This window comes from Streptomyces sp. NPDC002701, from assembly GCF_042889045.1.
In the GTDB taxonomy this organism is placed as follows: Bacteria; Actinomycetota; Actinomycetes; order Streptomycetales; family Streptomycetaceae; genus Streptomyces.
Map to the genome: position 1 here is coordinate 994,112 of NZ_JBIAQL010000001.1, position 20,756 is coordinate 1,014,867.

Below are 20,756 nucleotides of genomic sequence, written 5' to 3' on the forward strand. Positions count from 1 at the left end.
GGCGGGACACCCGCCCCGCCGGTGTCACTGCGAGCCCCGGAAGTCCGGCCCCTCCACGATCAGTCCGGCCACCAGCGCCCCCGACATGCCCACGTGCGGAAGCCCGCCACCGGGGTGCGCCCAGCCGCCCACGGCGAACAGGCCCGGTACGGCGGTGGCGTTGGCCGGCCGCAGCAGTACGCCCTCCTGACCCGCGAGCGCGGGGGCCGGCACACCGCCGGCCTCGCTCCCGGTCTCCCGCAGCGTGTCCAGGGGCGTCCGCACCTCCCGCCACAGCACGCGCTCGCGCAGGTCCGGCACCGCCCGCTCCGCGGCGACGACCATACGGTCGGCGAAGGCGTCGGCCGCACCGGCCGCCGCCCAGTCGTACCGCGCCAGGGACGGCACCGTCGCGGTGAGGACCATGGACTCGTGGGCGTCGTCCGGGCGCAGTCGTGGATCGTCCGGACGGTCCACCCACACGGTGGGGTGCGGTGGCGGCGCACCCGTACCGAAGGTGTGGTGCAGTTCCCCGGCCCGGTCCGTGCTGTGCACCACCGTGCGGTGTGCCGTGCCCGCCTCGCGCGGTCCGCGCAGCGCGAGGCAGACCACGGCCCTGCCGCGGGACCGGGATCCCGGGTGCGGTTCGGGTGCCTCGCCGCCGTACAGCTCGCCGCGGCCCATGAGGCTCCGCAGCAGCTCCGGCGGACCGCCCACCACGAAGTCCGCCTCCACGACCGTCCCGTCGGCCGTCTCCAGGCCCGCCGCACGGCCGTCCTTCTCGATGATCCGCTCGACGGTCGCCCCGAAGACGAACTCCACCCGGCGTGCCACGCACCGCTCGTACACGGCCCGGGCCAGCTCGCGGATCCCGCCGCGCACGTACCACGCGCCGAACGCGTGCTCCATGTACGGCAGGACGGCCGCGCTCGCCGGCACCGCGCGCGGGTCGAGGCCGTACCCCAGCGCGTAACTCTCCAGCAGGGCGGCGAGGCGGGGATCGCCCAGCTCCCATGCGCCGACCTCCGCGAGGCGGCCCGCCGTACGCGTACGCAGCAGGCGCCGCTGCCGCAGGGCCGGGTAGGGCTCGCGCTCGCCCAGGATCTGCCAGTCACGCCACAGCGGCTCCTCCAGGAGCGGGCGCCGGGTCCGGTCCCACGCCTCGCGGGCCCGGACCAGGAAATCGCCCCAGCGCTCACCCGCGCCCGCGCCCATGGCCTCGTCCAGGGCCGAGACGACCCCCGCGCGCGAGGCGTTGGGCAGTGAGACCTCCGTGCCGTCGGCGAAGACGTGCCGGGCCGCCGGATCGACCTGGACCAGGTCGACGCGGGCTTCCAGGGGCTCCTTGCCGGTCTTGACGAACAGGTCGCGGTAGACCGCGGGCACCTGGAGCAGCCCGGGGCCGGTGTCGAAGGCGAAGCCGTCGCGCTCGAAGCGGCCCACCGCGCCGCCGTACGTCGCCGTGCGCTCGAACACCGTCACCCGGTGGCCCGCGACGGCCAGCCGGGCAGCGGCCGCCATCGCGCCCATCCCGGCGCCGATCACCACGATCCGTGCCATGCCAGGGACTGTATCGGCCGCCACTGACAGCCGCGCTGACGGCCCTGGCGCCGGAGCCGGCCGCCGGGCCCGTCCGCCCGGGGTTCCGCCGCCGGGTCAGCCGGGCGGCGGCCCGAGCCGGCCCGCGAGCCGTTTCTCCTCGCGCCGCTGGGCCCTGCGGCGCAGGAACCGTCTGATCCGCGAGACGAGGAAGCAGAGCACCAGCAGGCCGGTGAGGAGCAGGACGGCCGCGACGACCGCCGCGGCCTCGGGGTGGAACATCGCGAAGGTCAGGATCCCGGCGACCCCCAGATCCTCGGCGACGCTCATCAAAACGTTGCTGAACGGCTCGGGCGAGGTGTTGATCGCCATGCGCGTCCCGGCCTTCACGGCATGGCTGGCGAGGGCGGACGAGCCGCCGATCGCCCCGGCCGCCAGTTCGGACAGCGAACCGCTCTCCCCGGCCAGCAGCGCCGCGACGACGGCCCCCGACACCGGACGGATCACGGTGTGCACGGCGTCCCACACCGAGTCCACGTACGGGATCTTGTCGGCGACGGCCTCGCAGACGAACAGGACACCCGCCGCGACGAGGACCTCGGGTCGCTGCAGCGACTCGGGCACCTCGTCGGTCAGCCCGGTCGCGCCGAAGAGGCCGAGGAGCAGCACCACCGCGTACGCGTTGACGCCGCTGGCCCAGCCGCTGGTGAACACCAGAGGGAGTACGGACACGGACGCGATCGTAACGAGTGGGCGACGGCGCGTCCTGGGCCTGCGTGCGCAGAGCTGAGTACGCGTACCTAGGAGGTGAGTTGAGTACGCGCGCGGATGGGCGCCGACCTGCGTGAAGGACAGAGTGGGGGCACGGAAAGGGGCGCGGCTCCGGTACCGCCGACACGGGGCGGCGGAACGGTGCGGCGCCCTCTACCGCTCCTTCCGCCGAGAGATCGGCGGGAGCGAGACACGGGGGCCCGAGGGGGACCGGAACGGGAACCGTCGGGGAGTGCGGGGGACGCACGGGGGAGCACGAGAGAGGGCGCCGGTTCCGGCGTGGCCCGCGGGGGACGCGGCCACTCCGGAACCGGCGCTCACTCGTGTCCCAGGCGCCCGCCGCCGATCCTGCCCTGGAGCAGCAGGGACAGTGCCCCGTGGACGTCGTCCAGGGACCGCTCCGGCTGGAACGCCAGCCAGTCCAGGGCCGCCACCAGCACCATGCCGACCAGGGCCGCGGCCGTCAGCGGGGTGTCGATCTCGTCGCTCAGCTCGCCGTTCGCGATCCCGTCGCGCAGGACGTTCTCCACGACCGCGACGGCCTCCTGCCTGACCACCATCAGCGTGGACTGCCAGGCCCGGTTGGTGCGCCACAGTTCCGCCACGTACAGCTGGGTGAAGGCCGGGTAGCGGTCGATGAAGACGAGGCCCGCCCGGATCATCGCGTCCAGCGCGTCGACCCGGCTGCCGCCTTCCTCGTCGGTCCTCTCGACCGCGTCCCGGAGAGAGGCCGTGAGCAGTCCCACTCCGTGCCGGAGCAGTTCCTCGAAGAGGACGGACTTGCTGGCGAAGTTGTAGTAGACCGTGCCCTTCGCCACTCCGGCACGCTCGGCGATCTCGTCCACGGTGGTGGCCGAGAACCCCTGCTCGGCGATGAGGGTCACCGCCGCCTCGTAGAGCTTCTGCCGGGTCGCCTGTCTCCGGCCGCCGCCGCTGTCCACCGTCCTGCTGCTTTCCATGGCCCCGATTGTCACAGGCTCAGCTCCGGGTGCAGACGGTCGAGGGTCCACACCTGCCGTCGCCGCGCGGAGACCGCGGTGAGCGCGAGGGCGCCCAGTGTGTACGCGGTGAGTACTGCGCACGCCTGCCAGACCGGCCCCTGACCGCCGCCCGTGATGAGCCTCCTCAGGGCGTCGACGACGTGCGTCATCGGCATGACGGGGTGGATCGCGTTGAAGAAGTCCGGGCTGGTCTGCACGGGGTACGTGCCGCCGGCCGACGTCAGCTGCAGCATCAGGAACGCCAGGACGAGGATCCGGCCGGCCGCCCCGAAGCGGGCGTTGAGCCACTGCACGATCGCCGCGAAACAGGCCGTCACCAGGAACAGGAAGGCCACCGTGCCGGCCGCCCTGACCGCCTCCAGGCCGATCGCCCAGTGCAGTACGGACATCAGCGCGACCGTCTGCAGTACTCCCAGGGCGGCCACCGGGAGCCAGCCCGCCAGCGTGATGCGCCAGGCGGGGGCGCCCGCGGCGAGCGCGCGCCGGTTGAGCGCCGGGATCAGCATGTAGGCGACCATCGCGCCCACCCACAGGGACAGCGGAATGAAGTACGGGGCGAAGCCGGTGCCGTAGTTGGGCGCCTTGTGCAGGTCCCGCGAAGCGAGCTGTACGGGATCGGCCATGACCCCGGTGCGCCGCTCACGGTCCTTCTTGTCGTAGTCGGGGATCCGTCCGGCGCCGTCGTGCAGTCCGCCGGCCAGCTTCCCGGAGCCGTCGACGAGCTTGTACATGCCCCCTTCGAGATCGTCGGCGCCCGACCCCAGTGCGCCGACCCCGCTGTCGAGGTCCTCGGCGCCCTTCTTGGCCGTACCGAGCCCCGTGTGCAGGGTCTTGGCGCCCTTGGCGACCTTTCCCGCGCCCTTGTTGAGCTCGTTGATCCTGGCGACGGTCGTGGCGAGGTCCTCGGACAGGTGCGGCGAGCGGCCGGCCAGCGCCCGCGCCTGCTTCTCCAGGGTGGCCAGGTGTTTGTCGAGGGTCTCCAGGTCGCCGTCCTGGCCGGCCACCAGCGTGTCGACGTCGTCGGCGACCTTCGCCACGTCGGCGGCCGCGTCCCTGGCCTTCTTCAGGTCGGGGCAGGCGGCGTCGGGCAGCGGCCGGTCCACGCAGCGCGCCCTGTGGACGGCGTCCAGGGTGTCCGAGGCGGTGCGTGCGCCCTCGGCGGCGGCCGGGGCCTTCTCCGCCAGCGTGTCGAGGTTGCGGCGGATCGCCGAGGCGGAGTCCGCGACGAGCCGGGCGGTGTCGCCGATCTCCTTCTCGCTGCCCTTGAGGAAGGGCCCCACCTTGTCCGCGACGCCGTTGACCTTGTCCGCGAGGGTCTGCGTCCCCGCCGAGACCTGCCGTGAGCCGTCCTCCAGGTCGCCCGCGCCCGTGTCGAGCTTCCTCAGTCCCGCGGAGAGCCTGCCACTGCCCTTCTCGGCGTCCGCGAGGCCGTCCGCGAGGTCCTTGGAGCCCTTGCGCGCCTTCCCGATCCCGCTCTTGAGGCTGTCCGCCCCCTCGGCGGCCTTCTCGGTCCTCCCGTGGATGTCGGAGAACGACACGAAGATCCGGTCGAGGAACGACCGGGACGCCTTGGTCGAGGCGGCCGTGCGCACCTCGCTGAAGACGGTCCGTGAGATCTGCCCGACGATGTAGTTGTTCGCGTCGTTCGTCCGTACCTGGAGGGCGCCCGTCTCCGGTGCGTCGCCCGCACCGGAGGTGACCCTCCGGCTGAAGTCGGACGGCATGGTCAGCGACAGGTAGTACCTGCCGTCCTCCACGCCCGACCGGGCCTCGGCGGCGCTCACCTCGTGCCACTCGAACGTCCCGCTCCCGCGCAGCCCCTTGGTGATCTCGTCACCCACCACGATCTTCTCGCCGGCGGCGGTGGCTCCCCGGTCGTCGTTCACCAGCGCCACGGGAACGCGGTCGAGACGGCCGTAGGGGTCCCAGAACGACCACAGGTAGAGGGCGCCGTACAGCAGGGGCAGCAGCAGGAGCGCGGCCAGCGCCGCGCGCGGGAGCCTGCCCCTGCCGAAACGCCTGAGCTCAAGAGCGGCCAGCTTCGGCGAGCGCATCCACCGTCTCCTTGTCGTGGTCGTTCTGTTCGGTCCGGTCGCTGACCGGCCCGCCTGCGGGGCCGGTGGACACCACGACCGCCCCCTCGGGGGCCTCGCTGCACACCGCGACGACGGTGGTCCCGGCCTCGGTCAGGGAACGCAACAGCGCCCAGACCTCGGTCCGCCCCGCCTCGCCGAGCTTCAGGTCGGTGTCGTCGATCCCGAGGAGCCGGGGGCGGCCGATCAGGGCGAGGGCCACGGACAGCCGCAGCGCCTCCATGCGTTCCAGGTCGCGGACGGCGGTCCTGGGACCCTTCGGCAGCGTCCGCGGGTCGAGACCGGCGGCGGCCAGCGCGCTGTCGACCCGCAGACGGGCCTGCGCCGACCGCTCCCGCCGCGGCTTCAGCAGCCCGCGTACGGGGCCGCCGAACCGCCGCTGCAGCAGCGCCCGCTCCCGCAGGTGCTCGGCGACCGACAGGGCGGGCTCCAGGTCGGTGACGCCGGGCACGTGGGCCAGCGCGCTGGACCGGCGGACCGCCGCCATCTGCTTCGGCAGCGCGAACCGCCCCACCTCGGCGCGTCCCTCGGTCGGTCTCATCCGCCCGGTGAGCGCCAGCAGCAGGCAGGTGCGGCCCGAGCCGGAAGGTCCCTCGACCGCGATCAGCGAGCCGGGTTCCGCGGCGACGTGCACGCCGCGGAACGTCCAGCCCCGAGGCCCCCTGAGTCCGAAGTCCTCGGCGCTGACGCCGAGTCCGTGCGGACCGTCCACAACGTCCCCCACCCGTCGGTCCCTTCACGTCTCTTTGAAGCACAAAGTTTTTGCACTGACTGGTCAGTGCAAAAACTACTCCGAACCTACGATCGAAGCAAAACCGCAGGTCAGAACGGATTGTCAGTGGCATACCGCACGATAGGCACATACGGCACTCCCCGTCGGGGCGTGCTGTCACACAGACGACAGGAGGTTCGTCATGGCCAGTTCTTCCGCAGCCGCCGCCCGTCGGCGCCGCGCCACCGGCCCTGCCCCCTCACTGACCGGACCGGCGAGCGACGTACACCCCGTGCTCCGCCGGGCCACGGCCCCGCCTGCCGCCCTCGACCTGCTCGCCCAGGCCCACGCCGGACTCGACGAGGCGTCCGTGCTCGAAACGCCGAACGAGCGGTACGCGACGGCCCACCTGGCCGCCCTGCGCACCGCCGCGGCCGTGCTCGCCGCCCGGGGCCGCCCGGAGACCACCGCGAGGCGCCGCGCCAAGATCCGGAGCGCCTGGGAAGTGCTCCCCGAGATAGCGCCCGAACTCGCCGAGTGGAGCGTGCTGTTCGCTTCCGGAGCCGGCCGCCGTGCCCGCGCTGAGGCCGGTATCCAGGGCGCGGCCAGCCACCGCGACGCCGACGACCTGCTGCGCGACGTGGCGATGTTCCTCCGTCTCGTCGAACGCATGCTGGTGCTCCAGCCGGTCCTGCCCCAGCCACGGCAGGAGAACGACGGGGAGGCACGGCACCTGCCGGACGCCGCCCCGGACGTGCCGGACGCGGGATGACGGCGCCCGGACCGCCGCACCGTAGACCGCGCCCCCGACCGCACCGACGGCGCGGGGACGACCGCGGGCCGCCGGGCGGTGGGGCCGCCTGACAGGTGCCTGCCTTCCGCGGGGGTGGCCGGGGCCGCGTGCCGGTGTCACCTGGTGATGGTCCGGCGAGCAGGGCGCGGCCGGGCGATCCCGCGCGGGCGGTGGCCAGGTGGCCCGATGTCCCGGTGGCGCGGTGTGCCGGGGCGTCGTCCGACCGGTGGCCAGGGCTGTCACGGGCCGTCCGTCCGGCGCGCGAGACGGGGAGCCGGGCAGCGGGTGCGAGGCAATAGGGTTGGGGACGCCTGCATCTCCCCTGCGTCGGACAGGGCGGGGAGATGTCCCCATCGCTCCGCCCCCGTACGAGGCGGTGCCGCGCCGAGGAGTCAACTGCCGTGTCGGACCCGATGCGCCCGCCCGCCTCCCCACGCCGCCCTCAGCAGGCGTCGCCGCGCTCCGACCCCTCCCGGCCCCGCGCCTCTCTCCGTACAGCCGTGGTCTGGGACGTCCTGAAGGACGCCCTCGACCGCCGGGTCAAGGCCACCGGCCGTCAGTCGCTGGACGTGCTCGACACCGGAGGCGGCAGCGGCAACTTCGCGGTGCCCGTCGCCCGCCTGGGCCACCGCGTCACCGTCGTGGACCCCAGCCCGAACGCGCTGTTCGCGCTGGAGCGACGGGCCGCCGAGGCCGACGTCGCCGACCGCGTCCGGGGCGTGCAGGGCGACGCGCACGGCCTCTTCGACGTCGTCGAGCGCGGCGGCCACGACGCGGTGCTGTGCCACGGCGTGCTGGAGTACATGGACGACCCCGCCGAGGGCCTGCGCAACGCGGTCGGCGCCCTGCGTCCCGAGGGGGTCCTCAGCCTGCTGGCCGCCGGCCTCGGGGGCGCCGTGCTCGCCCGGGCCCTCGCCGGACACTTCACGGAGGCCCGGCACGCCCTGAGTGACCCGGACGGCCGCTGGGGCGAGGGTGATCCCGTCCCGCGGCGCTTCACCGCCGACCAGCTCACCGCCCTGGTCGAGGGCGCGGGCCTCGCCGTCGGTGCCGTGCACGGTGTCCGGGTCTTCGCGGACCTGGTCCCCGGGGTCCTCGTGGACACCGAGCCGGGCGCCCTGGACGCCCTGCTCAAGCTGGAGGCCGCGGCCGCCGAACTCGCCGCCTTCCACGCCGTCGCCACGCAGCTTCATGTGCTGGGTGAGACGCGGGTGTCCGCCGGGACGTGAGCCGCCTCCCGTGTCGGGGGGGGGGGGGGCGGGGCGCCCCCCCCCGGGGGGGGCCCCCCCCCCCCCCCACCCCCCCCCCGCCGCCCCGGGCCCCCCAACGCGCCCCATCCCCCCCCGCCGCCCCGATGATTCTTGGGGGGGGTGAGCGGGGGGTGGCCGCGGGGAGGTGCCCCCCCCCCGGTGCCGCCCCGCTCCCCCGCGCCGCGACAGCAGATGGAGTACGCCACAGGCCCCCCTATCGGGCGCTCGGAGCCGTATGATCGGGGGAGACCGTCCGGCATGACGGGCCGGCCGCTGGGGAATCTACGCCTCAGTGGATCGGAGCTTCATGGCGGGTTCCGGTTGGCGGATTGGCGCAGAGGGGCGGGTTTCACGGGGGCGATTCCCTGCCTATCCTGAAGGGGACCCCCGGTCGTCGCCCCGGCGACTGCACGATGAGGAGGACGCCGTGCCGCTCTCGGAGCACGAGCAGCGAATGCTCGAGCAGATGGAGCGAGCGCTGTACGCCGAAGATCCCAAGTTCGCGACAGCGCTTGAGGGAAGCGGGCTGCGTACGTACACCCGGCGACGGGTCTACCAGGCGGTCGCCGGCTTCCTCGTAGGTATCGCGCTCCTCATGGCCGGAATGGTCGCACAGCAGATCTGGGTCAGCGTGGTGGGTTTTCTCGTCATGCTGGGCTGCGCGGTGCTCGCCGTGACCGGTTGGCGCAAGGCCCCCAAGCCGGGTGAACAGCCCGCGGCGGGTGCGCCGGGTGCTCCGCAGGCCCGCGGTCAGGGCCGGCAGAGGCGCTCCATGATGGACCGCATCGAACAGCGCTGGCAGCGGCGCCGTGACGAGCAGGGCGGCCAGTAGCCCACCGGGTCCCGGCCGAGACACACATGCTGAAGGGGTGACCACCGCACAGGTGGTCACCCCTCCAGCATGCCCGACCACGGCGGGGCTGGACGCCCACCGTGATCCGCGCCCGGACGCCCGCCGCCGGGACGCCCGCCGCTGGGATACCCGCCGTCAGGACGCCCGTCGCCCGGATGCCCATCGCCCGGACGCCTGCCGCCCGGACGCCCGTCGCCGGGATACCCGCCGTCAGGACGCCCGTCGCCCGGACGCCCGTCGCCCGGACGCCCGCCGCCGGGTGTCCCCCCGACGGGACAGTCCCAGGGCAAGCCCCGCGGTGGCCGACCGGCGACGAAGGGCGCCCATCCGGTCCGGATGGGCGCCCTTCCCTCGGCTCGTGAGGCCGGTCGGCCTCAGCCGCTGCCCTGCCCCGACGGCCGCCGTACGAGCGCCGTCCAGCGGGCCGCGGACCGGGACTTCAGCGCCGTCCACTTCTCGGAGGCCGTCCACGCCACCCGTACGGCCGAGCGCGGTGCGAGCAGTGCGCGCAGGCGCGTACCGCGGCTCGCCGTGGCCCCGAGGCCCGCGGCCATCCGGCGTACGTCGTCGCCCAGACCCACGGCCGGCCGGGGCCGTGGCGCGTACAGGACCTGCTCCACCGCGTCGGCCACCCGGTGGACGGAGGCCGCGGCCTCCGGGTCGAGATGCCCGATGCGCACGATCCGGGCCGCCGCGTTGCGCGGTGTCTGCGACTCGTCGGGGGCGATCCCGAAGTCCCACGCCGTGTCGCTCACCTCCTGCCAGGCCGCCAGCGTGGCGGCCGCGGCGCCTTCCTCGGTCCGCCCGTGCCAGCCGAGCCGCACCGAGCGGGCCCGCATCCGCCACAGCATCGGCAGCAGCGGCACCGCGAGCACGGCGAGCGCGGGCAGGAGGAGCAGGAGGAACAACTCCCACGGCGGATCGTCGTTCGTCGCGCCGAAGGCCGCCTGCGGAGACTCGTCGCCACAGGGCTGCTCCAGCTTCTTCTCGGCCGCCGTGCAGCTCTCGCTGCTCGACGGCGCGGCGGACGGCTCCGTGGACGAGGACCGCGACGGCACGTCGGGGTCGGGGACCGTCGTGCCCGGTGTGTCCGTCCGGGTGTACTCCGGCACCGTGCCGCGGTTCGGCGTCGGCTCGAAGCGGGTCCAGCCCACGCCCTCGAAGTACAGCTCCGGCCAGGCGTGCGCGTCCCGCAGCCCCACCGAGGTGGTGCCGTCCGCCTGGGGCGAACCGGGGGTGAAGCCCACCGCGACCCGGGCCGGTATGCCCAGGGTGCGGGCCATGGAGGCCATCGCGAAGGAGAAGTGGACGCAGAAGCCCTCCTTGTCCCGCAGGAAGCGCGCTATCGCCTGGGACCCGCTGCCGACCTGCACCTCGGTGTCGTAGGTGAAGCCGCCCTCCAGGGCGAACCAGTCCTGCAGCGCCACCGCGCGCTCGTAGTCGTTGGCCGCGTCCGCCGTGACGTCCCGGGCCGTCCGGGACACCACCGGCGGCAGTGAGCCGGGCACCTCGGTGAACTCGCGCTTCAGCGCCTCCGACGCCTCGGGCGCGTCCGCGAGCTGCTCCGCGGTGGGCTGCACGATCAGGCTCTTGACCGTGTACTCCTGGCCGCGGGTGGTCTGGCCGTGGTCCCCGACGAGCGTGCGGCCCACCGGCTCGTACCGCCACTTGCCGCCGATCCCCACCTGGCTGGCCGGGTAGGGCATCGGCAGCCAGTCCTGCGCGTACCAGTCGGCCGCGGAGATCCTCGTCTGGATCTCGGTGCGCCGTACGTCGTCACCGAGGCCGGGCGGCGTCGGGAACGACCCCGGCACGTCCTCGACATGGCGCTTGGCCGGCTTCCACGCCGTGCCGTCGAACTCGTCCAGCGAGACGATCCGCAGATAGAGGTCCCGCGTCTCCTCGGAGTTGGTGCGGTAGGACATGACCTCGCGGTCCTCGTCCACGTTCAGGCTGTCGCGGAGCGAGACCAGCGGGTTCACCGCGGAGATCGTGCCGCCGCCTCCGGAGCCCGTGCCGACGCCGGTCCCCGCGCCGTCCAGCAGCCCGCCGTCCAGCGCGGGCAGCGCGAGCGGCACCACCAGGGAGATGCCGAGGGCGACGGCGCCGATGCGGCGGCCCGTACGGACCGGTGCGAGCGCGCTCTCCGAGGGGTCCGCGCCCGGTGCGCGGGGTCCGCCGCCGAAGACCCGGCCCCACTGCGAGAGCCGGTCACGGCCTTCCGCCAGCAGCAGCACCAGGAAACCGGCCGCCGCCAGCAGGAACCACACCCATCCGGCTGCGCCGTCCGCGAGACCCGCGGCGACGGAGTACAGGGCCAGCAGGGGCAGTCCGGCGGGGGCCGCGCTGCGGAACGTCACCGCGAGCGCGTCCACCGCGAGTCCGATCACCACGACCCCGCCGACCATCATCAGACGGATGCCGTCGGACAGCGGCGCCGGGATCGAGTACCGGCTGACGTCGTCCGTGCCCGCCTGCAGCAGGTCGCCGAAGTAGCGGAAGACCTCCGGGCCGGGGAGCAGCCCCGCGACGGCCTGCTCCCGGGCGAAGGACAGCGTCAGCAGCAGCAGGGTGACCAGCGCCTGCACCGCGATCGTCAGCGGCCTGGCGAGGGGCACCCGGCGGGCCGCCGCGCCCACCCCGGTCTGTATCGCGAGCAGGAACGCGGCCTGGAGGAACCAGGTCGCCGGGTCGACCAGCGGCAGCAGCGCGCAGGACGCCATCAGCGTCGCCGCCGCCGCGCACAGCGCGAGTCGCGCGCGTCCGCTCATGAGCCACCGCCCCCTGCCGTGCCGCCCGTCGACGCGACACCGTTGCGCTGGCGGTCCGCCTCCCGCCACAGGTCGCCGAGACCGGTGCCCGGCGGAACGGCCAGGGCGGTCCAGCCCGCCTCACGCAGCATCCGAAGCCGCTCCTCGCATCGTTCGCCGGCGGCGCCCCGCACCCATGCGCCGCTGTCCAGCAGGAAGGCGACCGCCCCGCCGCTGCGCTGGCGCATCTTGCCGAGCACCGTCGCCTGCTCCTCGTCCAGGTCGCCCAGGAAGGCGACCAGCAGTCCTTCGTTGCCGCCGCGCAGGACGTCGTACGCCCGCGACAGGCCCGTACCGTCGGAGTGGTCGATCACCGCGAGGGTGTCCATCATCAGCCCGGCGGCGTCCGCCGACTCCTGGCTCGCCCCGGCGAACCCGTCGGCGCCCTCGCCCGGCACCGAGGTGCCGGTGTCGGTCAGCAGCCGCACCGAGAAGCCCCGCTCCAGCATGTGCACCAGCGTGGACGCCGTGCCGGAGACGGCCCACTCGAAGGCCGAGTCCGGGCCCGCGCCGTCGAAGGCGATGCCCCGGGTGTCGAGGAGCACCGTGCAGCGGGACCGCTGGGGCTGCTCCTCGCGGCGCACCATCAGCTCGCCGTACCGGGCGGTCAGCCGCCAGTGGACCCGGCGCAGGTCGTCGCCGTAGCGGTACCCGCGCGGGATCACGTCGTCCTCGCCGGCCAGGGCGAGCGAGCGCTGGCGCCCGTCGCCGTACCCCTTCGCCTCGCCGGTCAGCCGGACCGGCGGCAGCGGCTCCACGCGCGGGATGACGGTGAGGGTGTCGTACGTCGAGAAGGAGCGGGTCAGCTCGCACATCCCGAACGGGTCGCTGAGCCGCAGTTGCAGCGGGCCGAGCGGATAGCGGCCGCGCAGGTCCGAGCGCACCCGGTACGACACCTCGCGCCGGCCGCCCGCCTCGACCCGGTCGAGCACGAACCGGGGCCGCGGCCCCAGCACGTACGGCACCCGGTCCTGGAGCATCAGCAGGCCCGTGGGCAGCCGCGAGACGTTGTCCATCCGCAGGTGGACGCGCGCCTCGGAGCCCGCCGGCACGCGCCCGGGGGAGAGGCGGCGGCTGCCGGCGACCCGGTAGCGCGTGCGGTACAGCACGGCCGCGCAGACCAGTGGCAGCACGGCGAGCAGCAGTCCGACCCGGAGCAGATCGCTCTGCCCCAGGACGTACGCGCAGATGGCTGCCGCGATGCCGGCGGCCAGGAAGGACCGCCCGCGCGTGGTGAGCCCGGCGAGAGCCGTGCGCAGTCCGCCCTTGTCCTCCTCGGCCGTCGCTGCGGGCATCCCCCCGGTGCTCATCACAGCCTCCGGGGCGGTTGATCGCCGAAGAAGGACGTGCTCCGGCCCACCGCGGGACCGCCCGGTGGCTGGGGAGCCGCCGGCACGGCCGTGCGCTGGAGGATCTCCAGGACGACCTGCTCGGCCGTACGGCGGTTCAACTGGGCCTGGGCGGTGGGCAGCAGGCGGTGTGCCAGGACCGCCACGGCGAGGGCCTGGACGTCGTCCGGCAGTGCGTAGTCCCGGCCGCTGAGGGCGGCGGACGCCTTCGCGGCGCGCAGCAGGTGCAGCGTGGCGCGCGGCGAGGCGCCGAGTCTCAGGTCCGGGTGGTGGCGCGTGGCGCCGACCAGGTCCACCGCGTACCGCCGCACCGGGTCGGCGACGTGGACCGTGCGGACGGCGTCGATGAGCTTCACGATCTCGTGCGCGTGCGCCACCGGCTGCAGGTCGTCCAGCGGGGACACCCCGCCGTGGATGTCGAGCATCTGCAGCTCGGCCTCCGCGCTGGGGTAGCCGATGGAGACCCGGGCCATGAAACGGTCGCGCTGGGCCTCGGGGAGCGGGTAGGTGCCCTCCATCTCGACCGGGTTCTGCGTGGCCACCACCATGAAGGGGCTGGGCAGTTCGTAGGTCTGCCCGTCGATGGTGACCTGGCGCTCCTCCATGGACTCCAGGAGCGCCGACTGCGTCTTGGGCGACGCGCGGTTGATCTCGTCGCCGATCACGATCTGCGCGAAGATCGCGCCCGGCTTGAACTCGAAGTCCCGGCTCTGCTGGTCCCAGATGGACACACCGGTGATGTCCGAGGGCAGCAGGTCGGGCGTGAACTGAATACGCCGCACCGAGCAGTCGATGGACCGCGCCAGTGCCTTGGCCAGCATGGTCTTGCCGACGCCGGGGACATCCTCGATCAGAAGATGTCCCTCGGCGAGCAGCACGGTCAGCGAAAGCCGTACGACCTCAGGCTTGCCCTCGATCACTTCCTCCACCGAACTGCGGACTCTCTCCACAGTGGCGGTCAGATCTGTGAGGCTCGCTCGATCGTCATAGGTCGTCACCCGGCCCTCCTCGGCCCGTTCAATTCTCCGGGCCGACGCTCTGCGATGCGGACCGGCCCACCCCGAACACGGACACCACGCGTGAAAAGTTCCGCGTGACGCCACAGACGCATTCTTGTTGCCGTTACCGGTTCGTGTCACTCGCCTGTGGACAACTGGCCGTGATATGTCAGGTCTTGCGGTCTTTGGCCGGGTCGAACTGGCGTCAGGTGGGGTCTATCTCACGCAGCAGGCCCGTCTTCACGTCGAACACGAAACCACGTACGTCGTCGTTGTGCAGAAGGAACGGGGAGGTCCGTACCCGCTGCATGGACTGCCGTACGTCCTGTTCGACGTCCCGGAACGCCTCGACCGCCCAGGCGGGGCGCTGGCCGACCTCCATCTCCAGGTCGTGGCGGAACTCCTCGGTGAGGGACTCCAGGCCGCAGCCGGTGTGGTGGATGAGCACGACGCTGCGGGTGCCGAGCGCGCGCTGGCTGATGGTGAGGGAGCGGATCACGTCGTCGGTCACGACGCCGCCCGCGTTGCGGATGGTGTGGCAGTCGCCGAGTTCCAGGCCCAGCGCGGCATGCAGGTCGAGACGGGCGTCCATGCAGGCCACGACCGCGACACCCAGCACGGGACGGGCGTCCATACCGGGGTCGGCGAACGCGGCGGCGTACCGCTCGTTGGCCTCCACCAGGCGGTCCGTGACGGTGCCGGGGCGGGATATGGCGTCTTCGGGTTCGGTGGGAACGGATGCGGAAGTCGTCATACCTATGACGGTAAGGGGCAAGTGCCGTTCGGGCCTGCTGTGGGATGGGACAAAGAACATCAACGAGCGTTGGTGTGAGGTAACCCACAAGGGGGGATCGACTCCACCCGTACGGGTGGAAATCGCCGGTTTGCCGCTTGATCGTGGACGGCAGCCGCGACGCGCAGGCCGGTTCATTGACCGCGCGACACCGTGGACTAAAGTGACGCGAAGCGGGAGGCGAGACGTCCTCCCTGCTGGACTGCTGTTCCCGGAGGCCCGGCGACCGTGCCGGGATCTCCTCGCGTGCGCGGCGCGTACGTACGGCTCGGCCTCCTCCCGCTCCCGGTCGGCTGACGCTCTCGGCGCCGGCGGGCCTCCCCTCTCACCCGGGGACCCCGCGCCGGCCGCGGGAGGGCGGGGACCCGGCGGTACGTACCGGCCGCGCCGGACCTGAGAGGGCCCCTTGAGCTCGAGCCACAGCCGACATGTCCCGGTGATGCTCCAGCGGTGCCTGGACCTGCTGGCCCCCGCCCTGGAGCGTCCCGGCGCCGTGGTCGTCGACTGCACGCTCGGCCTCGGCGGGCACAGCGAGGCCCTGCTCAGCCGGTTCCCCGGGGTGCGGCTGGTCGCCCTGGACCGCGACAAGGAGGCGCTGCGCCTCTCCGGGGAGCGGCTCGCGCCCTTCGGCGACCGCTTCACGCCGGTGCACGCGGTCTACGACGAACTCCCCGACGTGCTCGACCGCCTGGGTCTGCCGGCCGTCCAGGGCATCCTCTTCGACCTCGGCGTCTCCTCCATGCAGCTCGACGAGGCGGACCGCGGCTTCGCCTACGCCCAGGACGCGCCCCTCGACATGCGCATGGACCAGACGACCGGCATCAGCGCGGCGGAGGTCCTCAACACCTATCCGCCCGGCGAGCTCGTGCGGATCCTGCGGGCGTACGGCGAGGAGAAGCAGGCCAAGCGGATCGTGTCCGCGGTCGTGCGCGAGCGCGACAAGGAGCCCTTCACCGACAGCGCGCGCCTCGTCGAGCTGATCCGCGACTCCCTGCCGCAGGCGGCCAAGCGCACCGGCGGCAACCCCGCCAAGCGGACGTTCCAGGCGCTGCGCATCGAGGTCAACGGCGAACTCACCGTCCTGGAGAGGGCGGTGCCCGCCGCCGTCAAGGCACTCGCCGTCGGAGGCCGGATCGCCGTGCTGTCGTACCACTCCCTGGAGGACCGGCTGGTGAAGCAGGTGTTCGCGGCGGGTGCCGCCACCACCGCGCCGCCCGGACTGCCGGTCGTCCCCGAGCGCTACCAGCCGCGGCTCAAGCTGCTCACGCGCGGTGCCGAACTTCCCACCGAGGAAGAGGTCGCGGAGAACCGGCGGGCCGCCCCGGCGCGGCTGCGCGGGGCACAGCGCATCCGGGAGGACGCCGAGTGACGCAGGCGGCGCGGACGGCTGACGACCGGACTCACCGGGCACCTGGGCCCAGGACCCGGACCTGTGGGCCGGCGACCCGAGCGCACCTGGAGGACGAGTGAACAGGAGACCCGAACTGCGCGGGCGGGCGGCCCGGCTCGCACGGCTCTTTCCGACGGGCTCGGGGCAGGCCGCCCGTACGCCCTTCGTCCTGCTGGTGGTGCTGCTGCTCGGAGGCGGTCTCATCGGGCTTCTGGTCCTGAACTCCGCGCTCAGCGCGGGGTCGTTCCAGCTCGACGACCTCCAGAAGGACACCAAGAGCCTCACCGACGAGGAGCAGGCGCTCCAGCGGGACGTGGACGCCTACTCCGCCCCCGACGCCCTCCAGCGCCGCGCCCGTGAGCTGGGCATGGTGCCCGGCGGCGACCCGGCCTTCCTCAACCCCGACGGCACGGTCCTCGGTGTCCCCGGCGCGGCCGCCGAGCAGTCGTCCCTGTCGGGGCCCGTGACCAGCCCGCCCGAGGTGCTCGCCCCCGAACCGGCCGCGACGCCCACCGGCCCGCAGACCCTCACCGGGCCCCAGACGCTCACCGAGCCCCAGACCCTCACCGGCTCCCCGGTGCCCGGCGGGGCGCCCGATCCCGCGCCGGACCCCGCCGCCGGGTCCGCCCCGCAGCCCACGCCGACCCCTACGACTCCCGGCAGGTGACGGAAGTGTCCGACAGGGAACCCCCGCGCCGCAGGGTGCCCGCGCCCGCCCGGTCCGTGAAGCCCGGCGGGCCCGCGAAACCCGGCAGGCAGCGGCGCCCCGGCCCCGGCGCCCGGCCCGCCCGCCGCCCGGCCCCGCCCCGCGGCAGGGCCCCGCGCGTCATCCGGCTCGGCAGCCCCCGTCCGCGGCTGCGCCTGGTCAGCCTCGCCCTGGCCCTCGTACTGATCGCGTTCGTCGTGCGGCTCCTCCAGGTGCAGGCGGTCGACGCGAGCGAGTACACGGCCAAGGCCGAGAAGAACCGGTACCTCAGCCGCACCCTGGCCGCCGAGCGCGGCGGGATCACCGACCGCAACGGCGTGGACCTGGCGATCAGCGTGGACGCCAACGACATCACCGCCGACCCCACGCTGTTCACGCGGAAGGCGACGAAGACCGCCGACGCCCCCGAACAGGCCGCCGCCCTGCTCGGCCCGATCCTCGGCCAGGACCCCGACGACATCGCCGCCAAGCTCCGTACCGAGAACACCCGGTACGTGGTGCTCGCCCGCCGTCAGACCCCCCAGGTCTGGACCCAGATCAAGGACCTGAAGAGCGCACTCGCCGAGAAGGCCGGGGCGGGCGGCGCGGCGAACGTCCTGGCAGGCGTCCTCCAGGAGCCCAGCAGCCAGCGGATCTACCCGAACGGCGACCTCGGCGCCGGGATACTGGGCTGGGTCAACGCCGACGGCAAGGGCGGCGGCGGCATCGAGCAGCAGCTCGACCGGGAACTGTCCGGCAAGGACGGCGAGATCCGCTACGCCCAGTCCGGGGGACGGCAGGTGCCGACCGCCGGCTCCACCGAGAAACCCGCCGTGGCCGGCTCCGAGGTCGAGCTGACCATCGACCGCGACATCCAGTGGGCCGCGCAGAACGCCATCGCCGAGCAGGTCGAGAAGTCCGAGGCCGACCGCGGGTACGTCATAGTGCAGGACAACAGGACCGGCGAGATCCTCGCCATGGCCAACGCGCCCGGCTTCGACCCGAACGACCTGTCCCGGGCCGACGGGGGCGCCCTGCACAACTGGAGCATCGAGGACGCCTACGAGCCCGGCTCCACCGCCAAGGTCATGTCGATGGCCGCCGTCCTGGAGGAGGGCGTCGCCACTCCCGCCACACACGTGACCGTGCCGAACCGGCTGCACCGCGGCGACCGGCTCTTCCGCGACGACATCGACCACCCGACCTGGTACCTGACGCTCAACGGCGTCCTCGCCAAGTCCAGCAACATCGGCACCATCCTCGCCACCGGCCAGCTCGGCAAGACGCAGAAGGAGGCCAACCGGGTCCTCCACTCGTACCTGCGCAAGTTCGGCATCGGCGCCTACACGGGCCTCGGCTTCCCCGGCGAGACCAAGGGCATCCTCGCCCCCGCCGACCAGTGGTCCACCTCCCAGCAGTACACGATCCCCTTCGGCCAGGGCGTGTCCGTCAACGCCCTGCAGGCCGCCTCCGTCTACTCCACGATCGCCAACGGCGGCGTACGCGTGGAACCGACGCTCGTCCGCGGCACGAAGGGAGCCGACGGACGCTTCACCCCGGCCGCCAAGGCCGACAGGACCAGGGTCGTCAGCGAGAAGACCGCGAAGACCCTGGCGCACATGCTGGAGTCCGTCGTGGACGACGAGGAGGGCACCGGCACCAAGGCGCGCATCCCCGGCTACCGCGTCGCGGGCAAGACCGGCACGGCCAACCGCGTGGATCCGGCCACCGGCCGCTACCGCGGCTACACCTCGTCCTTCGCCGGGTTCGCGCCCGCGGACAATCCCCGCGTCACCGTGTACTGCGCCATCCAGAACGCCACCAAGGGCAGCTACTTCGGCGGTCAGATCTGCGGACCCGTCTACAAGGAGGTCCTGGAATTCGCACTCAAGACCCTCCAGGTACCGCCCACCGGGCAGTCGGCCGCCAGACTCCCCGTCACCTTCACGCCCTGACCGGCCGCGCCCGCCCCCCTCGTCAGCACCCGATCACACCCTCATCAGCACCGACCGGAACGACCGACCGGAACCGCCCGTGCCACCGCCCGGAACACCGATCAGGAACCAGCTCGTGACGACGATCACTCCCGACCCCGGCGACGACGGCCCGCCGTCCGCACCGCCGCGCCCCTCGCTTCGCTCCGGCGGGGGTGTGCCCGGTACGCTCACCGCCGTGCCACACGCCGATCAGTCCCAAACCACCCAGAAGGGCGTCCCTGTGACATATCCGGGGCCGCCGCGACCGGTTCGCACCTCCGCCACACCCCTCGCGGAGCTGGCCGGCCGGCCGGGTGCGGAACAGCCCGAGGGCGCCGCCGAGGTCACGGGCATCACCCACGACTCGCGCGCCGTCCGCCCGGGCGACATCTACGCCGCGCTGCCCGGCGCCCGGATGCACGGCGCCGACTTCGTGACGCAGGCGGCCGGCCTCGGCGCCGTCGCCGTGCTGACCGACCCGACGGGCGCCGACCGCGCGCGGGCCACCGGCCTGCCCGTCCTCGTCGTGGACGACCCGCGCGGGTCGATGGGCGAACTCGCCGCCACCATCTACGGCCACCCCGGCCGCGACCTGCTGCAGATCGGCATCACCGGCACGTCCGGCAAGACCACCACGGCGTACCTCGTCGAGGGCGGCCTCAAGGGCGTCCACAGCACCGGACTGATCGGCACCGTGGAGATGCGCATCGGCGACGAGCGCATCAAGTCGGAACGCACCACCCCCGAGGCCACCGACCTCCAGGCGCTGTTCGCGGTCATGCGCGAACGCGGCGTCGAGGCGGTCGTCATGGAGGTCTCCAGCCACGCCCTGGTCCTCGGCCGGGTCGACGGCTGCGTCTTCGACATCGCGGTCTTCACCAACCTCAGCCCGGAGCACATGGAGTTCCACTCCGACATGGAGGACTACTTCCGGGCCAAGGCGCAGCTGTTCACACCGCTGCGCAGCAGGCTCGGCGTGGTCAACCTCGACGACGAGTACGGCCGCAGGCTCGTCAAGGAGGCCGGCGTCCCCGTCGTGACGTTCTCCGCGGAAGGGCACCCGGACGCCGACTGGCGCGCCGAGGACGTCCGGGTCGGGCCGATGGACTCGGCCTTCGTCGCGGTCGGGCCCGGGGGCGAGCGGATCACCGCCAGGTCGCCGCTCGCGGGCACCTTCAACGTGGCCAACACGCTCGCCGCGATCGTCGCCCTCGCCGCCGCCGGGATCGACCCGCAGACCGCCGCCGACGGCATCGCCGCCGTACCGGGCGTGCCCGGCCGCCTGGAGCGCGTGGACGCCGGACAGCCCTACCTCGCGGTCGTCGACTACGCGCACAAGACGGACGCCGTCGAATCCGTCCTGAGGGCCCTGCGCAAGGTCACCGAGGGCAGACTGCACATCGTCCTCGGCTGCGGCGGCGACCGCGACAGGACCAAGCGGATGCCGATGGGCGCCGCCGCGGTCCGGCTCTCCGACACCGCCACGCTGACCTCGGACAACCCCCGCGGCGAGGACCCCCTCGCCATCCTCGCCACGATGCTCGCGGGCGCCGCCGAGGTGCCGGCCCACGAGCGCGGAGAGGTCCAGGTCTTCGAGGACCGGGCCGCCGCGATCGCCGCGGCCGTCGCCCGCGCACAGCCCGGCGACACGGTGCTGGTCGCGGGCAAGGGCCACGAACAGGGCCAGGACATCGCCGGGGTGATCCGTCCCTTCGACGACCGCCAGGTGCTCCGCGCAGCTATCCAGAAGACCCAGGGATGAAC

General features: G+C 73.5%; 16 protein-coding genes. 7 read left to right on the top strand and 9 right to left on the bottom strand.

The features are described 5' to 3' along the window. Nucleotides 1-24 precede the first annotated feature (24 nt). The 5 genes from ACFYXC_RS04255 to ACFYXC_RS04275 all read right to left on the bottom strand — a co-directional run bounded on the left by ACFYXC_RS04255 (nucleotide 25) and on the right by ACFYXC_RS04275 (nucleotide 6,095). Nucleotides 25-1,539 carry a phytoene desaturase family protein gene (locus ACFYXC_RS04255; protein ID WP_389546609.1) on the bottom strand — a complete coding sequence of 505 codons (1,515 nt, stop codon included), beginning with the start codon at nucleotides 1,537-1,539 and terminating at the stop codon, nucleotides 25-27. A 96-nt stretch (nucleotides 1,540-1,635) separates the two neighbouring features. Next, nucleotides 1,636-2,250 carry a DUF4126 domain-containing protein gene (locus ACFYXC_RS04260; protein WP_388919601.1) on the bottom strand — a complete coding sequence of 205 codons (615 nt, stop codon included), beginning with the start codon at nucleotides 2,248-2,250 and terminating at the stop codon, nucleotides 1,636-1,638. 356 nt (nucleotides 2,251-2,606) lie between these two features. Beyond that, on the bottom strand, nucleotides 2,607-3,248 hold the full coding sequence (locus ACFYXC_RS04265) for a TetR/AcrR family transcriptional regulator (protein WP_389546613.1): 642 nt from the start codon (nucleotides 3,246-3,248) through the stop codon (nucleotides 2,607-2,609). Between the two features lie 11 nt (nucleotides 3,249-3,259). Further along, a complete protein-coding gene (locus ACFYXC_RS04270) occupies nucleotides 3,260-5,344 on the bottom strand; it encodes a YhgE/Pip family protein (RefSeq protein WP_389546616.1) in 2,085 nt (694 codons plus the stop codon). Further along, nucleotides 5,316-6,095, bottom strand: coding sequence for an ATP-binding cassette domain-containing protein (locus ACFYXC_RS04275; protein ID WP_389546798.1), 780 nt, complete (start codon nucleotides 6,093-6,095; stop codon nucleotides 5,316-5,318). Before ACFYXC_RS04275 ends, ACFYXC_RS04270 begins: the two co-directional genes overlap by 29 nt. A 202-nt stretch (nucleotides 6,096-6,297) precedes the next feature. On the opposite strand from ACFYXC_RS04275, the gene ACFYXC_RS04280 reads away from it, so the two are divergent. The 3 genes from ACFYXC_RS04280 (at nucleotide 6,298) to ACFYXC_RS04290 (ending at nucleotide 8,970) form a co-directional block, all read left to right on the top strand. Continuing rightward, entirely contained in the window at nucleotides 6,298-6,867 is a 570-nt protein-coding gene (locus ACFYXC_RS04280) for an SAV_6107 family HEPN domain-containing protein (RefSeq protein WP_389546619.1), read from the top strand. A gap of 422 nt (nucleotides 6,868-7,289) precedes the next feature. Beyond that, a complete protein-coding gene (locus ACFYXC_RS04285) occupies nucleotides 7,290-8,117 on the top strand; it encodes a class I SAM-dependent methyltransferase (RefSeq protein ID WP_389546622.1) in 828 nt (275 codons plus the stop codon). 448 nt (nucleotides 8,118-8,565) lie between these two features. After that, nucleotides 8,566-8,970, top strand: coding sequence for a DUF3040 domain-containing protein (locus ACFYXC_RS04290; RefSeq protein WP_107017474.1), 405 nt, complete (start codon nucleotides 8,566-8,568; stop codon nucleotides 8,968-8,970). Nucleotides 8,971-9,365: 395 nt separating this feature from the next. Here ACFYXC_RS04290 and ACFYXC_RS04295 read toward each other — a convergent pair whose 3' ends face one another. The 4 genes from ACFYXC_RS04295 to ACFYXC_RS04310 all read right to left on the bottom strand — a co-directional run bounded on the left by ACFYXC_RS04295 (nucleotide 9,366) and on the right by ACFYXC_RS04310 (nucleotide 14,902). Then, a complete protein-coding gene (locus ACFYXC_RS04295; protein ID WP_389546626.1) occupies nucleotides 9,366-11,762 on the bottom strand; it encodes a DUF3488 and DUF4129 domain-containing transglutaminase family protein in 2,397 nt (798 codons plus the stop codon). Continuing rightward, nucleotides 11,759-13,111: a DUF58 domain-containing protein gene (locus tag ACFYXC_RS04300; RefSeq protein WP_389546629.1), complete on the bottom strand. Its 1,353-nt coding sequence runs from the start codon at nucleotides 13,109-13,111 to the stop codon at nucleotides 11,759-11,761. The genes ACFYXC_RS04295 and ACFYXC_RS04300 overlap by 4 nt, the downstream gene beginning before the upstream one ends. After that, complete coding sequence (locus ACFYXC_RS04305) at nucleotides 13,111-14,148, bottom strand: AAA family ATPase (protein WP_388919625.1); 1,038 nt, start codon at nucleotides 14,146-14,148, stop codon at nucleotides 13,111-13,113. The genes ACFYXC_RS04300 and ACFYXC_RS04305 overlap by 1 nt, the downstream gene beginning before the upstream one ends. A 205-nt stretch (nucleotides 14,149-14,353) precedes the next feature. Further along, complete coding sequence (locus tag ACFYXC_RS04310; protein WP_388919628.1) at nucleotides 14,354-14,902, bottom strand: beta-class carbonic anhydrase; 549 nt, start codon at nucleotides 14,900-14,902, stop codon at nucleotides 14,354-14,356. A gap of 445 nt (nucleotides 14,903-15,347) precedes the next feature. Between ACFYXC_RS04310 and rsmH the strand changes: the two genes are divergently transcribed. From rsmH to ACFYXC_RS04330, 4 genes are all read left to right on the top strand, one after another. Next, a complete protein-coding gene (rsmH, locus tag ACFYXC_RS04315) occupies nucleotides 15,348-16,310 on the top strand; it encodes a 16S rRNA (cytosine(1402)-N(4))-methyltransferase RsmH (protein ID WP_389546632.1) in 963 nt (320 codons plus the stop codon). Between the two features lie 97 nt (nucleotides 16,311-16,407). Further along, nucleotides 16,408-16,998 (top strand): septum formation initiator family protein, encoded by a 591-nt coding sequence (locus ACFYXC_RS04320; RefSeq protein WP_389546635.1) that lies wholly within the window; start codon nucleotides 16,408-16,410, stop codon nucleotides 16,996-16,998. A 5-nt stretch (nucleotides 16,999-17,003) separates the two neighbouring features. Further along, entirely contained in the window at nucleotides 17,004-18,971 is a 1,968-nt protein-coding gene (locus ACFYXC_RS04325) for a peptidoglycan D,D-transpeptidase FtsI family protein (RefSeq protein ID WP_389546638.1), read from the top strand. Between the two features lie 115 nt (nucleotides 18,972-19,086). After that, entirely contained in the window at nucleotides 19,087-20,754 is a 1,668-nt protein-coding gene (locus ACFYXC_RS04330; RefSeq protein ID WP_388919641.1) for a UDP-N-acetylmuramoyl-L-alanyl-D-glutamate--2,6-diaminopimelate ligase, read from the top strand. Nucleotides 20,755-20,756 lie beyond the last annotated feature (2 nt).

Bases quoted from the DNA above. Each gene is read 5' to 3' on its own strand.
- ACFYXC_RS04255 (WP_389546609.1), bottom strand. From the start codon at position 1,539: ATGGCACGGATCGTGGTGATCGGCGCCGGGATGGGCGCGATGGCGGCC.
- ACFYXC_RS04265 (WP_389546613.1), bottom strand. From the start codon at position 3,248: ATGGAAAGCAGCAGGACGGTGGACAGCGGCGGCGGCCGGAGACAGGCG.
- ACFYXC_RS04270 (WP_389546616.1), bottom strand. From the start codon at position 5,344: ATGCGCTCGCCGAAGCTGGCCGCTCTTGAGCTCAGGCGTTTCGGCAGG.
- ACFYXC_RS04280 (WP_389546619.1), top strand. From the start codon at position 6,298: ATGGCCAGTTCTTCCGCAGCCGCCGCCCGTCGGCGCCGCGCCACCGGC.
- ACFYXC_RS04295 (WP_389546626.1), bottom strand. From the start codon at position 11,762: ATGAGCGGACGCGCGCGACTCGCGCTGTGCGCGGCGGCGGCGACGCTG.
- ACFYXC_RS04300 (WP_389546629.1), bottom strand. From the start codon at position 13,111: ATGAGCACCGGGGGGATGCCCGCAGCGACGGCCGAGGAGGACAAGGGC.
- ACFYXC_RS04310 (WP_388919628.1), bottom strand. From the start codon at position 14,902: ATGACGACTTCCGCATCCGTTCCCACCGAACCCGAAGACGCCATATCC.